This window comes from Nitratireductor sp. GCM10026969 (assembly GCF_042660605.1).
In the GTDB taxonomy this organism is placed as follows: domain Bacteria; phylum Pseudomonadota; class Alphaproteobacteria; order Rhizobiales; family Rhizobiaceae; genus Chelativorans.
The window spans coordinates 41,045-56,189 of sequence record NZ_JBHSUM010000013.1 but is presented as its reverse complement, the minus strand read 5'-3'; the positions used below and the strand labels follow the sequence as shown (position 1 = coordinate 56,189).

General features: G+C 63.5%; 10 protein-coding genes and 3 tRNA genes. 12 read left to right on the top strand and 1 reads right to left on the bottom strand.

Annotated features, from left to right (window positions below; genetic code table 11):
- Window positions 1–294: 294 nt before the first annotated feature.
- A tRNA-Tyr gene (locus tag ACFP9U_RS05720) sits at window positions 295–379 on the top strand.
- Window positions 380–474: 95 nt separating this feature from the next.
- Window positions 475–548 (top strand) — tRNA-Gly (locus ACFP9U_RS05715).
- Window positions 549–831: 283 nt separating this feature from the next.
- Here ACFP9U_RS05715 and ACFP9U_RS05710 read toward each other — a convergent pair.
- Window positions 832–1,176 carry a DMT family transporter gene (locus tag ACFP9U_RS05710; RefSeq protein ID WP_378619702.1) on the bottom strand — a complete coding sequence of 115 codons (345 nt, stop codon included), beginning with the start codon at window positions 1,174–1,176 and terminating at the stop codon, window positions 832–834.
- A gap of 233 nt (window positions 1,177–1,409) precedes the next feature.
- Here ACFP9U_RS05710 and tuf point away from each other — a divergent pair, with 233 nt between their 5' ends.
- From tuf to rpoC, 10 genes are all read left to right on the top strand, one after another.
- Complete coding sequence (gene tuf / locus ACFP9U_RS05705) at window positions 1,410–2,585, top strand: elongation factor Tu (RefSeq protein ID WP_378619701.1); 1,176 nt, start codon at window positions 1,410–1,412, stop codon at window positions 2,583–2,585.
- Window positions 2,586–2,754: 169 nt separating this feature from the next.
- Window positions 2,755–2,830: transfer RNA gene (locus tag ACFP9U_RS05700), tRNA-Trp, on the top strand.
- Between the two features lie 227 nt (window positions 2,831–3,057).
- Window positions 3,058–3,261, top strand: a complete 204-nt coding sequence (secE, locus tag ACFP9U_RS05695) for a preprotein translocase subunit SecE (protein WP_322451416.1) — start codon at window positions 3,058–3,060, stop codon at window positions 3,259–3,261.
- A 28-nt stretch (window positions 3,262–3,289) separates the two neighbouring features.
- The gene (nusG, locus tag ACFP9U_RS05690) at window positions 3,290–3,817 is read left to right on the top strand and encodes a transcription termination/antitermination protein NusG (RefSeq protein ID WP_378619700.1); all 528 of its coding nucleotides are present in this window, start codon (window positions 3,290–3,292) and stop codon (window positions 3,815–3,817) included.
- Between the two features lie 120 nt (window positions 3,818–3,937).
- Window positions 3,938–4,366, top strand: a complete 429-nt coding sequence (rplK, locus tag ACFP9U_RS05685; protein ID WP_378619699.1) for a 50S ribosomal protein L11 — start codon at window positions 3,938–3,940, stop codon at window positions 4,364–4,366.
- A 4-nt stretch (window positions 4,367–4,370) separates the two neighbouring features.
- Window positions 4,371–5,072: a 50S ribosomal protein L1 gene (gene rplA, locus ACFP9U_RS05680; RefSeq protein WP_378619698.1), complete on the top strand. Its 702-nt coding sequence runs from the start codon at window positions 4,371–4,373 to the stop codon at window positions 5,070–5,072.
- 347 nt (window positions 5,073–5,419) lie between these two features.
- Entirely contained in the window at window positions 5,420–5,938 is a 519-nt protein-coding gene (gene rplJ, locus ACFP9U_RS05675) for a 50S ribosomal protein L10 (protein WP_378619697.1), read from the top strand.
- A 48-nt stretch (window positions 5,939–5,986) separates the two neighbouring features.
- Window positions 5,987–6,364 (top strand): 50S ribosomal protein L7/L12, encoded by a 378-nt coding sequence (rplL, locus tag ACFP9U_RS05670; RefSeq protein ID WP_378619696.1) that lies wholly within the window; start codon window positions 5,987–5,989, stop codon window positions 6,362–6,364.
- 197 nt (window positions 6,365–6,561) lie between these two features.
- Complete coding sequence (rpoB, locus tag ACFP9U_RS05665; RefSeq protein ID WP_378619695.1) at window positions 6,562–10,701, top strand: DNA-directed RNA polymerase subunit beta; 4,140 nt, start codon at window positions 6,562–6,564, stop codon at window positions 10,699–10,701.
- A 147-nt stretch (window positions 10,702–10,848) separates the two neighbouring features.
- A complete protein-coding gene (gene rpoC / locus ACFP9U_RS05660) occupies window positions 10,849–15,045 on the top strand; it encodes a DNA-directed RNA polymerase subunit beta' (protein ID WP_378619694.1) in 4,197 nt (1,398 codons plus the stop codon).
- Window positions 15,046–15,145 lie beyond the last annotated feature (100 nt).

Sequence of the window (15,145 nt, the reverse complement as noted above, 5' to 3'; positions counted from 1 at the left end):
GCCGGACCGCTGGTGCCGGCCGATCCGGCATCGCGCCCGCGCTGACGGTGCGCCCTGCGCAGGCGCGCGTAGTGGCTGTCCTTGGGGCTTTTCGGCTTGTCGTCGCTCATGCCGGTTCCTATATCCGAGACCGTCGCGCGCGCCTATCGGCAAGGCGCGGAAAATTCGCGTGCCAAAGCGCGTCGGCACTGTTGACACCGATCGATGTCGTGGCCATAAGGCGTCGCGAAAACGGCGCACCGACTTGTTGCGTGTGTTTTCCCGGCCGACTGGTTGCACGGTGCGGCAACAGACGGAGGGGTGTCCGAGTGGTTAAAGGAGGCGGACTGTAAATCCGCTGGCTATGCCTACGTTGGTTCGAATCCAACCCCCTCCACCACCCTTTGCCCGTTTCGGGTTTCGGGTGGCGGATCACTTTGCCCGGAACGGGCGAAGAGTGCCCTCCGAAGCTCCAGCGAAAGAGGGTTGTTTTCCGCGGGTATAGCTCAATGGTAGAGCAGCAGCCTTCCAAGCTGAATATGCGGGTTCGATTCCCGCTACCCGCTCCAAACCTTTCGTCCCGGCTCTTTCCCCTGCTGGCGTCTTGACGGCTTCGCCCAGCGCCGGCGGCAACAGTGGTAGCCTGTCCTTCTTCGGAACTCTCGGACGTCGTCGTGGTTCGGCCTCGAAAAAAGGGAGATTGCTTCATGGCATTTCCGCCCAGGCCGACACCGGAGCCGCCGGGACCAAAACCGGAACCGCCGCAACCCCTGCCGCCGGATCCCGCGCCCGATCCAGACAAGCCGGTTCCGACACGATAAGACGCATGGTCGGTGTATTGGGCCTGCACGATCAATGGGAGATCGTGCCGGAAAAACCGTTGACGATCACCACACCCAGGATGATCAGGCTCAGCCCGATCAGCGCAGCCGCATCGAGTGTTTGCCTGAAAACGAAGAACCCGATGGCCGAAATCAGCACGATGCCGAGCCCGCTCCAGATGGCGTAGGCGACGCCGACCGGCAGCGCCTTCAGCGAGACGGAGAGGAAATAGAAGGCGCCAGCGTAACACACCGCCATGCCCGCAGTCGGCAGCACTCGCGTGAATTGCTGGCTCTGCTGCAGAAAGGACGTCCCGATAACCTCGAAGACGATGGCGATGGCCAGCGAGCCATAGGTGATCAGTGCTGCCTGCATCAATGCTTCTCCAAAACACCAGTCCTCATGCCGCACATTGCGACGTTTGCGCCATCCGCGATCTATGCCGGGCACGAAGTCCGGACAAGCCCGATGGCCCTCTCCCGCCGCAGTCGACCGATTCCGTGCAAGAGGCGGGGAAGAGCTGAGCGCACAAGGGACTTGTCTTTTGCGGGCTTTGTCGTTAATCGCCCGGCAATCGGAATCAAAACACGCCGCCCAAGGGAATTGAGATGGCCAAAGGTAAATTCGAGCGCACGAAGCCGCATGTGAACATCGGGACGGTCGGTCACGTCGATCACGGGAAGACGACGCTGACGGCAGCGATCACGAAGTTTTTCGGCGACTTCCGGGCCTATGATCAGATTGACGCTGCGCCTGAGGAGAAGGCGCGCGGGATCACGATTTCGACGGCGCATGTCGAGTACGAGACGGATGCGCGGCACTACGCGCATGTCGACTGCCCGGGGCACGCGGACTACGTGAAGAACATGATCACGGGCGCGGCGCAGATGGACGGGGCGATCCTGGTTGTTTCGGCGGCGGACGGCCCGATGCCGCAGACGCGCGAGCACATTCTTCTGGCGCGCCAGGTTGGCGTTCCGGCGATCGTGGTGTTCCTGAACAAGGTGGACCAGGTTGACGATCCGGAGCTTCTGGAGCTTGTCGAGCTTGAGGTTCGCGAGCTTCTTTCGGCGTACGAGTTTCCGGGCGACGACATTCCGATCGTCAAGGGCTCGGCGCTTGCCGCGCTCGAGGATTCGAACAAGGAGATCGGCGAGGATGCGGTCCGCGAGCTGATGAAGCAGGTGGACGCGTACATCCCGACGCCGGAGCGTCCGATCGACCAGCCGTTCCTGATGCCGATCGAGGACGTGTTCTCGATTTCGGGCCGCGGGACGGTTGTGACGGGCCGCGTGGAGCGCGGGGTGATCAAGGTCGGCGACGAGATCGAGATCGTCGGCATCCGGCCGACGTCGAAGACGACGTGCACGGGCGTCGAGATGTTCCGCAAGCTCCTGGACCAGGGGCAGGCGGGCGACAACATCGGCGCGCTTCTGCGCGGTGTGGAGCGCGAGGGCGTCGAGCGCGGCCAGGTTCTGGCCAAGCCGGGCTCGGTGACGCCGCACACGAAGTTCAAGGCGGAAGCCTACATCCTGACGAAGGAGGAGGGCGGTCGCCACACGCCGTTCTTCACGAACTACCGTCCGCAGTTCTACTTCCGCACGACGGACGTGACGGGGGTGGTGACGCTGCCGGAGGGCACGGAGATGGTGATGCCGGGTGACAACATCGCGATGGACGTGGAACTGATCGTGCCGATCGCCATGGAGGAGCGCCTGCGCTTCGCCATCCGCGAAGGCGGCCGCACCGTTGGCGCCGGCATCGTCGCCGCAATCACCGAGTAAAGGAAAGGCGGGCAGGGCGTGGACCCTGCCGCCGGCCGAAATCCGGCGGCGATGTCGCAATCGTGCCGCCGGATGCATATCTGGACAGGCGGGCGCCGATTCGACGGGGTTTATGCTTGAAGCCTGCGTGGTCAGGCATTAGAAGCGTCGGGCGGGCTGCAGGCCGTATAGGGGTATAGCTCAGTTGGTAGAGCGGCGGTCTCCAAAACCGCAGGTCGGGGGTTCGAGCCCCTCTGCCCCTGCCAGCATGTCAAGCGCGTCCGGATAAAGACACTTGCGCGAATGCGAATTCGGAACTATGTAGGGCCGTAGACGGACGGTGCGTGGAGCCTGGATGAGGCTTTACGCGCCTTTGTCGTGTGTCTGGAGATAGGTGGCGATTCGCGCCGGATCCAGGCAATTCCCGGGTCGGGCCGGGACGAATAGAGTCCGGATTCCCGGGTGCTCAAGAAATTTTTAAAAAGAGCGGCAGATGGCGGCGAAGACCACAAATCCTTTCACCTTTTTGCAGCAGGTGCGGGCCGAGACCGCGAAGGTGACGTGGCCTTCGCGGCGCGAAACCCTGATTTCCACCGTCATGGTGCTCGCCTTTGTTGCCTTGGCCGCGCTGTTCTTTTTCGCCGCCGACCAAGTGATGGCGTGGGCCATCGAACTGATCTTGCAGATCGGCGTCTGACAGCGGCGGCACAGGGAGAATTTTTGAGATGACTGCGCGGTGGTACATCGTCCACGCCTATTCGAATTTCGAGAAGAAGGTTGCCGAATCGATCGAGGAGCAGGCGCGCCAGAAGGGGCTGGCAGATAACATCGAGCAGGTGGTGGTGCCGACCGAGAAGGTCGTCGAAGTGCGCCGCGGCCGCAAGGTCGATGCCGAGCGCAAGTTCTTTCCCGGTTACGTGCTGGTCAAGGCCAATCTGACGGATCCCGTTTTCAGTTTGATCAAGAACACGCCGAAGGTGACCGGGTTCCTGGGCGACTCGCGTCCGGTGCCGATCACGGAAGCGGAAGCCGAGCGCATCCTGGTGCAGGTCCAGGAGGGTGTGGAGCGGCCGAAGCCTTCCGTTACCTTCGAAATCGGCGAGCAGGTACGCGTCTCCGACGGCCCGTTCGCTTCCTTCAACGGCTTCGTGCAGGAAGTGGACGAGGAGCGCTCGCGGCTCAAGGTGGAGGTCTCAATCTTCGGGCGCGCGGTGCCCGTCGATCTGGAATTCGGTCAGGTCGAGAAGGGCTGACCGGGGTTCCGGTTTCCGGAACAAATGGGTGGAAGGAAAAGGCGGCGTAGCCGGCCGCCCGTTCCGCACCACCGAACTGCAACCGCCGGAGTTTCCGGCATCAGGAAAGGCAGATGAGAGATGGCTAAGAAGATCGCAGGCCAGCTCAAGCTCCAGGTCCCAGCGGGGTCGGCGACGCCGTCGCCGCCGATCGGGCCGGCGCTTGGTCAGCGCGGCATCAACATCATGGAGTTCTGCAAGGCGTTCAACGCCCAGACCCAGGAGATGGAGAAGGGCTCGCCCATCCCGGTAGTGATCACCTACTACCAGGACAAGTCCTTCACCTTCACCATGAAGACGCCGCCGGTGAGCTTCTTCCTGAAGAAGGAAGCGAAGCTGAAGTCCGGCGCCAAGGAGCCCGGCAAGCAGACCGTCGGGAAGATCTCGCGCGACAAGGTGCGCCAGATCGCCGAGGCGAAGATGAAGGATCTGAACGCGTACGACGTGGATGCCGCGGTGCGCATGGTCGAAGGCTCGGCCCGCTCCATGGGCCTGGAAGTGGTGGGCTGACGATATGGCGACGAAACTTTCCAAGCGCGTGGCCCAGAGCCGCGAGGGCCTCGACCGCAACAAGCAGTATGCGCTCGATGAGGCGGTGAGCCTCCTGAAGGAGCGGGCGAACGCCAAGTTCGACGAGACGATCGAAGTGGCGATGAATCTCGGCGTCGATCCGCGTCATGCCGACCAGATGGTGCGCGGCGTGGTTAACCTGCCGAACGGCACGGGCCGCACCGTGCGTGTGGCGGTGTTCGCCAAGGGCGACAAGGCCGACGAGGCGAAGGCCGCCGGCGCCGATCTGGTTGGTGCCGAGGATCTGGTCGAGGCCGTGCAGAAGGGCGAGATCAATTTCGACCGCTGCATCGCCACGCCCGACATGATGCCGCTGGTTGGCCGCCTGGGCAAGGTGCTCGGTCCGCGCGGGCTGATGCCGAACCCGAAGGTGGGCACGGTCACCGCCGACGTTGCCGCGGCGGTGAAGGCCTCCAAGGGCGGCGCCGTCGAGTTCCGCGTCGAGAAGGCGGGCATCGTGCATGCCGGCGTCGGCAAGGTCTCCTTCGACGCCAACGCCATCGCCGAGAACGTGCGCGCCTTCGCCGATGCGGTGATCAAGGCCAAGCCGGCGGGCGCCAAAGGCAATTACGTGAAGCGAGTGGCGCTCACCTCGACCATGGGGCCGGGGCTCAAGATCGACGCCTCGACCTTGTCGGCGTCGTGAAATGAAGCCGGGGAGGCATCTCCCCGGCACATCCATTCCGGGCCGGAAACGACCTGGAAGCCGGAGGGAAACTTCCGGCAATCCTGTCCGAGATTGCAGGTGGCTCGCCTTAATTCCTTTTCAGGGCCTGCATGAGACGGGGAAGAGCCGACAAAGGCATGCCGCAAGGCAGCCTGTGGAAGGTTCGAACCGTGTTGGCCTTTTGTCCGTCGCCGGTTTCCGGCATGGCGAAAGGGGGCAGGATCCTCGAGCGTCGTTCGGGTGATCCGCAATCGTGGGTGGCCCGGCCGGCAAAAGGCAAACCGGCGGAAGGCCCTGACAAGGGCGCCGCCAACTGGAGAAAGGCTGTGGACAGAGCGGAAAAGCGCGAATTCGTCGCGGGTCTGAACCAGGTGTTCGAAAGCACCGGGTCCGTCGTCGTGGCGCATTACACCGGCCTGACCGTCGCGCAGATGAACGACCTCAGGTCGAAGATGCGTGAAGCGGGCGGAACGGTGAAGGTCGCGAAGAACCGCCTCGCCAAGATCGCTCTTCAGGGCACCCAGTCCGAAGGCATTCAGTCCCTCTTCGAGGGGCAGACGCTGATTGCCTATTCGGACGATCCGGTTGTCGCTCCGAAGGTCGCCAACGATTTCGCCAAGGGGAACGACAAGCTTGTCATTCTCGGCGGCGTGATGGGCGCGACCGCACTCGACGCCGACGGCGTGAAGGCACTTGCCTCGCTGCCGTCGCTGGACGAGTTGAGAGCGAAGATCGTCGGCATGATCTCGACGCCGGCAACCCGGATCGCGCAGGTCGTCAACGCACCGGCGGGCCAAGTGGCCCGGGTCGTCGGCGCCTATGCCCGGAAGGACGAGGCGGCGTGAGGCCGTTTTTGACCAACAACACAGTTCGAACATGTAAGGAAATGAACAATGGCTGATCTTGCGAAGATCGTTGATGACCTTTCGAACCTCACCGTCCTCGAGGCGGCCGAGCTTTCGAAGATGCTGGAAGAGAAGTGGGGCGTCTCCGCGGCCGCTCCCGTTGCCGTGGCCGCTGCCGGCGGTGCGGCGGCCCCTGCCGAGGCGGCTGAAGAGCAGACCGAGTTCGACGTCGTTCTGGCCGATGCCGGCGCACAGAAGATCAACGTGATCAAGGAAGTGCGTGCCATCACCGGTCTCGGCCTGAAGGAGGCCAAGGACCTGGTCGAGGCCGCGCCGAAGCCGGTCAAGGAAGGCGTGGCGAAGGACGAGGCCGACAAGATCAAGGCGCAGCTCGAGGGAGCCGGCGCCAAGGTCGAGCTGAAGTAGCAGCATCGCCTTTGGACCGCGGACGGATGCCGTCCGCGGTCCGGAGCGAGCGAGGCTGAAGTCAGGAAAACCTTTTTCCTGAAGGCCGGAAACCGGCTTTCAGGAAACGGGTTTTCATCCGTTTGGATTGGACGTCCCTTCGACAGGCGCAGGAGGGCGGACCATATTGGCAGGTAAGCGGCAGGCAAGGAGCGACGATGGCCCAGACCCAGACTTTCAACGGTCGCAGGCGCGTACGCAAGTTTTTCGGGAAGATTCCGGAAGTTGCGGAGATGCCGAACCTCATCGAGGTTCAGAAAGCATCCTATGATCAGTTTCTCATGGTTGAGGAACCGCGGGGCGGGCGGCCCGACGAGGGGCTGCAGGCGGTTTTCAAGTCGGTGTTCCCGATCCAGGATTTCGCCGGCACGGCGATGCTCGAATTCGTCAGCTACGAGTTCGAGGCGCCGAAGTTCGATGTCGAGGAGTGCCGGCAGCGCGACCTCACCTATGCGGCGCCGCTGAAGGTGACGCTGCGCCTGATCGTCTTCGACGTGGACGAGGATACGGGTTCCAAATCCATCAAGGACATCAAGGAGCAGGACGTCTACATGGGCGACATGCCGCTCATGACGGACAACGGCACCTTTATCGTCAACGGCACGGAGCGTGTGATCGTTTCGCAGATGCACCGTTCGCCGGGCGTCTTCTTCGATCACGACAAGGGCAAGTCCCACTCGTCCGGCAAGCTGCTCTTTGCGGCGCGCGTCATTCCCTATCGCGGTTCCTGGCTCGACATCGAGTTCGACGCCAAGGACATCGTCTATGCGCGCATCGACCGGCGGCGCAAGCTTCCAGCCACCTCACTGTTGATGGCGCTCGGCATGGACAGCGAGGAGATCCTGTCGACCTTCTACAACAAGCTGACCTATATCCGCGACGGCGACAACTGGCGCGTTCCGTTCTCCACAGAGCGTTTCCGTGGCATGAAGGCGACGTCCGACATCATCGACGCCGATTCCGGTGAGGTCGTCGTCGAGGCGGGCAAGAAGATCACCGCCCGGCAGGCGCGCCAGCTCGCAGACAAGGGCCTGAAGGCGATCCGTGCGACGGAAGACGATCTGCTCGGCAACTATCTCGCCGAGGACATCGTCAACATGGCCACGGGCGAGATCTTCCTCGAAGCCGGCGACGAGATCGACGAAAAGACCCTGAAGGTGCTCATGGAGGCGGGGGTCGACGAGGTGCACTTCCTCGATATCGACCACGTCAATATCGGCGGCTACATCCGCAACACGCTTGTGGCCGATAAGAACGAGAGCCGGCAGGATGCCCTGTTCGACATCTACCGGGTCATGCGCCCGGGCGAGCCGCCGACGCTGGAGACGGCGGAGGCCATGTTCCACTCGCTGTTCTTCGATCCCGAGCGCTACGACCTTTCGGCCGTCGGGCGGGTGAAGATGAATATGCGTCTGGAGCTCGACGCCGAGGACACGGTGCGCGTCCTGCGCAAGGAAGACATCGTCGCCGTGGTCAAGACCTTGGTCGAATTGCGCGACGGCAAGGGCGAGATCGACGACATCGACAATCTCGGCAACCGCCGCGTGCGCTCCGTCGGCGAATTGATGGAGAACCAGTACCGCGTCGGCCTGCTGCGCATGGAGCGCGCCATCAAGGAGCGCATGTCGTCGATCGAGATCGACACGGTCATGCCCCAGGATCTGATCAACGCCAAGCCGGCGGCGGCGGCCGTGCGCGAGTTCTTCGGCTCCTCGCAGCTCTCGCAGTTCATGGACCAGACGAACCCGCTGTCGGAGATCACCCACAAGCGGCGCCTGTCGGCGCTCGGCCCGGGCGGTCTTACCCGTGAGCGTGCCGGCTTCGAGGTGCGCGACGTGCACCCCACGCATTACGGCCGCATCTGCCCGATCGAGACGCCGGAAGGCCCGAATATCGGCCTGATCAACTCGCTCGCCACCTTCGCGCGTGTGAACAAGTACGGCTTCATCGAGACGCCGTACCGCAAGATCGTGGACGGCAAGATATCCGAGGACGTCATCTACCTGTCGGCGATGGAAGAGGCCAAGCACTATGTGGCCCAGGCCAATGCGCAGATCGACGAGGACGGGCGGTTCGCCGACGAGTTCGTCGTCTGCCGCCACGCCGGCGAGGTGATGCTCGCGCCGCGTGAGAACGTCGACCTGATGGACGTTTCGCCGAAGCAGCTCGTCTCGGTTGCCGCAGCACTCATCCCGTTCCTGGAGAACGACGACGCCAACCGCGCGCTGATGGGCTCGAATATGCAGCGTCAGGCCGTGCCGCTGGTGCGCGCCGAGGCTCCGTTCGTCGGCACCGGCATGGAGCCGGTGGTGGCGCGCGACTCCGGGGCGGCCATCGCCGCGCGCCGCACCGGCATCGTCGACCAGGTGGATGCGACGCGTATCGTCATCCGCGCGACGGAGGACGTGGATGCGTCCCAGTCGGGCGTCGACATCTACCGGCTGCAGAAGTTCCAGCGTTCGAACCAGAACACCTGCATCAACCAGCGGCCGCTGGTGCGTATCGGCGACCAGATCAACAAGGGCGACATCATCGCCGACGGCCCGTCGACGGATCTCGGCGATCTGGCGCTCGGCCGCAATGTGCTCGTCGCCTTCATGCCCTGGAACGGCTACAACTACGAGGACTCCATCCTGCTTTCCGAGCGCATCGTGCGTGACGACGTCTTCACCTCGATCCATATCGAGGAGTTCGAGGTCATGGCGCGCGACACCAAGCTCGGGCCGGAGGAGATCACGCGCGACATTCCGAACGTTTCGGAAGAGGCGCTGAAGAACCTCGACGAGGCCGGCATCGTCTATATCGGCGCCGAGGTCCAGCCGGGCGACATCCTGGTCGGCAAGATCACGCCGAAGGGCGAAAGCCCGATGACGCCGGAGGAGAAGCTGCTGCGCGCCATCTTCGGCGAGAAGGCATCGGATGTGCGCGATACCTCCATGCGCATGCCGCCCGGCACCTACGGAACAGTGGTCGAGGTGCGTGTCTTCAATCGCCATGGCGTGGAGAAGGACGAGCGTGCCATGGCCATCGAGCGCGAGGAGATCGAGCGCCTGGCCAAGGACCGCGACGACGAGCAGTCGATCCTCGACCGCAACGTCTATGCGCGCCTGTCCGAGATGCTTATCGGGAAGGATGCGATCGCGGGACCGAAGGGCTTTAAGAAGGGCGCGACGCTTACGGCGGAACTTCTTGACGAGTATCCCCGTTCGCAATGGTGGCAGTTCGCCGTCGATGACGAGAAGCTGCAGAGCGAGCTGGAGAGCTTGCGCGCTCAGTACGACGAGTCCAAGGGGGCGCTGGAAAGCCGCTTCATGGACAAGGTCGAGAAGGTGCAGCGTGGCGACGAAATGCCGCCCGGCGTGATGAAGATGGTCAAGGTCTTCGTCGCCGTGAAGCGCAAGATGCAGCCGGGAGACAAGATGGCCGGCCGGCACGGCAACAAGGGTGTCGTCTCGAAGATCGTGCCCGTCGAGGACATGCCGTTCCTCGAGGACGGCACGCATGTGGACATCGTCTTGAACCCGCTGGGCGTGCCGAGCCGCATGAATGTCGGCCAGATCCTGGAGACGCATCTCGGCTGGGCCTGCGCGGGCATGGGCCGCCAGATCGGTGAAATGATCGAAGCCTACAAGGAGAATAGCGACATCAAGCCACTCCGGTCGACGATCGAGAAGCTGATCCCGGACAATGAGCGCAACGAGCCTGTCCGCGAATATGACGACGAAAGCGTGATCCAGCTCGGTGAACAGATGCGCCGCGGCGTGTCGATCGCCACGCCCGTCTTCGACGGCGCGCACGAATCCGACATCAACAAGATGCTGGAGGAGGCGGGTCTCGAGTCGAGCGGCCAGGCGACGCTCTACGACGGACGCACGGGCGAGTCTTTCGATCGTCAGGTGACGGTGGGCTACATATACATGCTCAAGCTGCACCACCTGGTGGATGACAAGATCCATGCCCGCTCCATCGGCCCGTACTCGCTCGTCACCCAGCAGCCGCTGGGCGGCAAGGCGCAGTTCGGCGGTCAGCGCTTCGGCGAGATGGAGGTCTGGGCTCTGGAAGCCTACGGCGCCGCTTACACGCTGCAGGAGATGCTCACCGTCAAATCGGACGACGTGGCCGGCCGCACCAAGGTCTACGAGGCCATCGTGCGCGGCGACGACACCTTCGAGGCGGGTATTCCGGAGAGCTTCAACGTCCTGGTCAAGGAGATGCGCTCACTCGGCCTCAACGTGGAGCTGGAGAACTCGCGGCTCGACTCGCCGCCGCCGACCCAGTTGCCCGAAGCAGCCGAGTGACGGAATGAAGCGCGCCGCGGAGGACCGCGGCGCGCGCCAGGTGAAGGCGGGACGGCGATAAAACGGCACGAGGTGCCGTCGCCACGAGAAGCCCGCCGGGACCGCAAGAGATTCAAGGGGCGATGTGGCCCCGCAAAGGAGATCGGCATGAACCAAGAGGTCATGAACCTGTTCAACCCTCAGGCGCCGGCACAGACCTTCGATTCCATCCGGATTTCGCTGGCCAGCCCGGAAAAGATCCTGTCCTGGTCCTACGGTGAGATCAAGAAGCCGGAGACGATCAACTACCGCACCTTCAAGCCGGAGCGTGACGGCCTGTTCTGCGCGCGCATTTTCGGTCCCATCAAGGACTACGAGTGCCTGTGCGGCAAATACAAGCGCATGAAGTACAAGGGCGTCATCTGCGAGAAGTGCGGCGTCGAGGTTACGCTCTCGCGCGTGCGCCGCGAACGCATGGGCCACATCGAGCTGGCCGCTCCGGTCGCCCACATCTGGTTTTTGAAGTCGCTGCCTTCCCGCATCGGCACGCTGCTCGACATGACGCTCAAGGACATCGAGCGGGTTCTCTACTTCGAGAACTACATCGTGACCGAGCCGGGCCTGACGGCGCTCAAGGAAAACCAGCTCCTCTCCGAAGAGGAGTACATGATGGCCGTCGACGAGTATGGCGAGGATTCCTTCACCGCCATGATCGGCGCCGAGGCGATCCACCACCTGCTCGAGGCGATGGACCTCGAAAAGATCGCCGGTGATCTGCGCTCCGATCTCGCTTCGACCACGTCCGAGCTGAAGCAGAAGAAGCTTCTGAAGCGGCTCAAGGTGGTGGAGAATTTCCTGGAATCCGGCAACCGTCCGGAATGGATGATCATGAAGGTCGTCCCGGTGATCCCGCCGGACCTTCGTCCGCTGGTACCGCTTGACGGCGGCCGCTTCGCGACGTCGGATTTGAACGACCTCTACCGCCGCGTCATCAACCGCAACAATCGCCTGAAGCGGCTGATCGAGCTCAGGGCGCCGGGCATCATCATCCGCAACGAGAAGCGCATGCTGCAGGAGGCTGTCGACGCGCTGTTCGACAATGGCCGCCGCGGCCGTGTGATCACCGGCGCCAACAAGCGTCCGCTGAAGTCGCTGTCGGACATGCTGAAAGGCAAGCAGGGCCGCTTCCGCCAGAACCTGCTCGGCAAGCGCGTCGACTATTCCGGCCGCTCCGTGATCGTGACGGGTCCCGAGCTCAAGCTGCACCAGTGCGGCCTGCCGAAGAAGATGGCGCTGGAGCTCTTCAAGCCCTTCATCTACGCCCGTCTCGACGCCAAGGGCTATTCGTCCACCGTCAAGCAGGCGAAGAAGCTGGTCGAGAAGGAGCGTCCGGAGGTCTGGGACATCCTCGACGAGGTGATCCGCGAGCACCCGGTGCTTCTGAACCGTGCGCCGACGCTGCACCGCCTCGGCATCCAGGCGTTCGAACCCACGCTGATCGAAGGCAAGGCGATCCAGCTTCACCCGCTGGTCTGCACGGCCTTCAACGCCGACTTCGACGGCGATCAGATGGCTGTGCACGTGCCCTTGTCGCTGGAAGCCCAGCTCGAGGCGCGCGTGCTCATGATGTCGACCAACAACATCCTGCACCCGGCCTCCGGCGCACCGATCATCGTGCCGTCGCAGGACATGGTTCTCGGACTCTATTACCTGTCCATCATGAATCAGAACGAGCCGGGCGAGGGGATGGTGTTCGCCGATATGGGCGAGCTGCACCATGCGCTCGAAAACAAGGTCGTCACGTTGCACACCAAGATCAGGGGCCGCTTCAAGACCGTCGATCACGAGGGCAAGCCGGTTTCCGAGATCCACCAGACGACGCCGGGCCGCATGATCGTCGGCGAGCTTCTGCCGAAGAACCCGAACGTGCCGTTCGACATCTGCAACCAGGAGCTGACCAAGAAGAACATCTCCAAGATGATCGACACGGTCTATCGCCACTGCGGGCAGAAGGAGACGGTGATCTTCTGCGACCGGATCATGGCGCTCGGTTTCGGCCAGGCGTGCAAGGCAGGCATCTCCTTCGGCAAGGACGACATGCTGATCCCCGACAGCAAGGAGAAACTGATCGCCGAGACCGAGGCGCTCGCCAAGGAATACGAGCAGCAGTACAATGACGGCCTGATCACCCAGGGCGAGAAGTACAACAAGGTCGTCGACGCGTGGGCCAAGTGCTCCGAGAAGGTCGCCGACGAGATGATGAAGCGCATCAAGGCGATCGAGTTCGACGAGAACGAGCGGCAGAAGCCGATGAACTCGATCTACATGATGTCCCATTCGGGCGCCCGCGGCTCGCCGGCGCAGATGCGCCAGCTTGCCGGCATGCGCGGCCTGATGGCGCGTCCGGACGGCTCCATCATCGAGACGCCGATCATCTCGAACTTCAAGGAAGGCCTGACCGTGATGGAGTACTTCAACTCCACCCACGGCGCGCGCAAGGGCCTCGCCGACACGGCGCTGAAGACGGCCAACTCCGGCTATCTGACCCGCCGTCTCGTCGACGTGGCGCAGGACTGCATCGTCACGGTGTCCGACTGCGGCACCGACAAGGGCCTCACCATGCAGCCCATCGTCGATGCCGGTCAGGTGGTGGCATCCATCGGCCAGCGAGTGCTGGGCCGCACCGCTCTCGAGGACGTGGTTGATCCGGCGACGGACGAGGTGATCGTGTCTGCCGGGCGCCTCATCGACGAGCGCGACGTGGAAGCCATCGAGGCCGCCGGCATCCAGACGGTGCGTATTCGCTCCGCGCTCACCTGCGAGGTGCGCAACGGCGTCTGCGCGGTCTGCTACGGGCGCGATCTGGCGCGCGGCACGCCGGTCAATATCGGCGAGGCGGTCGGGGTCATCGCCGCCCAGTCGATCGGCGAGCCGGGCACCCAGCTCACCATGCGCACCTTCCATATGGGCGGCACGGCGCAGGTGGTCGACCAGTCCTTCCTGGAGGCTTCCTTCGAGGGCACGGTCAAGATCCGCAACCGCAACGTGGTGCGCAACTCCGACGGTCATCTGGTCGTCATGGGCCGCAACATGGCAGTGCTGATCCTGGATGAGGGGGGCAACGAGCGCGCCTCGCATCGCATGACCTACGGCGCCCGTATCTATGTCGACGACGGCGATAAGGTGAAGCGCGGCCAGCGGATCGCCGAGTGGGACCCGTACACGCGTCCCATGCTCACCGAGGTGGAAGGCACGGTGGCGTTCGAGGACCTGGTGGATGGCGTGTCGGTGCAGGAGGCGACCGACGAGTCGACCGGCATCACCAAGCGCGAGGTCGTCGACTGGCGGTCCACGCCGCGCGGCTCGGACCTGAAGCCGGCCATCACGATCCTCGACTCCAACGGCAAGGTCGCCAAGCTTGCCCGCGGTGGTGAAGCGCGCTTCCTGCTCTCTGTCGAGGCGGTGCTGTCGACCGAGCCGGGCGCCAAGGTGAAGCCCGGCGACGTGATCGCCCGTATTCCGACCGAGAGTGCGCGCACCAAGGACATCACCGGCGGTCTGCCGCGGGTGGCCGAACTCTTCGAAGCGCGGCGTCCGAAGGACCACGCCATCATCGCCGAGATCGACGGCACGGTGCGTTTCGGCCGCGACTACAAGAACAAGCGCCGCATCGTCATCGAGCCGCACGACTCGACCATGGAGCCGGTGGAGTATCTCATCCCGAAGGGCAAGCCGTTCCACCTTCAGGACGGCGACGTCATCGAGAAGGGCGACTTCATCCTCGACGGCAATCCGGCACCGCACGACATCCTGGCGATCAAGGGCGTGGAGGCGCTGGCCTCCTATCTCGTCAACGAGATCCAGGAGGTCTACCGGCTGCAGGGCGTGTTGATCAACGACAAGCACATCGAGGTGATCGTCCGCCAGATGCTGCAGAAGATCGAGATCACCGCTCAGGGCGATTCGACCTACATCCCCGGCGACCATGTGGATGAGGTCGAGTTCGACGAGGTCAACGACCGCCTGGTCGAGGAGGGCAAGAAGCCTGCGGAAGGCCAGCCGGTGCTACTCGGCATCACCAAGGCTTCGTTGCAGACGCCGTCCTTCATCTCCGCCGCCTCCTTCCAGGAGACGACGCGTGTGCTGACCGAGGCCGCCGTGGCGGGCAAGATCGACACGCTGCAGGGGCTGAAGGAGAACGTGATCGTCGGCCGCCTCATCCCGGCCGGCACGGGCGGCGCGATGACCCAGATCCGGCGCATCGCCCGCTCGCGGGACGATCTCATCCTCGACGAGCAGCGCAAGGAGTCCGGCTCGGAGATGGACCGGGCGCTTGCCGACATGTCGGGACAGCCGGCCGAGTAACCGGCCGCTTTTCCGGACCCAATGCAAAAAGCCGCCGGGGAGACCCGGCGGCTTTCCTTTTCTACTGAAGGATCGGCGGCTAGGCAGGAAAAGTTGAAGC

Bases quoted from the DNA above. Each gene is read 5' to 3' on its own strand.
- secE (WP_322451416.1), top strand. From the start codon at position 3,058: ATGGCGGCGAAGACCACAAATCCTTTCACCTTTTTGCAGCAGGTGCGG.
- rplA (WP_378619698.1), top strand. From the start codon at position 4,371: ATGGCGACGAAACTTTCCAAGCGCGTGGCCCAGAGCCGCGAGGGCCTC.
- rplK (WP_378619699.1), top strand. From the start codon at position 3,938: ATGGCTAAGAAGATCGCAGGCCAGCTCAAGCTCCAGGTCCCAGCGGGG.
- rplL (WP_378619696.1), top strand. From the start codon at position 5,987: ATGGCTGATCTTGCGAAGATCGTTGATGACCTTTCGAACCTCACCGTC.
- ACFP9U_RS05710 (WP_378619702.1), bottom strand. From the start codon at position 1,176: ATGCAGGCAGCACTGATCACCTATGGCTCGCTGGCCATCGCCATCGTC.
- tuf (WP_378619701.1), top strand. From the start codon at position 1,410: ATGGCCAAAGGTAAATTCGAGCGCACGAAGCCGCATGTGAACATCGGG.
- nusG (WP_378619700.1), top strand. From the start codon at position 3,290: ATGACTGCGCGGTGGTACATCGTCCACGCCTATTCGAATTTCGAGAAG.
- rpoC (WP_378619694.1), top strand. From the start codon at position 10,849: ATGAACCAAGAGGTCATGAACCTGTTCAACCCTCAGGCGCCGGCACAG.
- rpoB (WP_378619695.1), top strand. From the start codon at position 6,562: ATGGCCCAGACCCAGACTTTCAACGGTCGCAGGCGCGTACGCAAGTTT.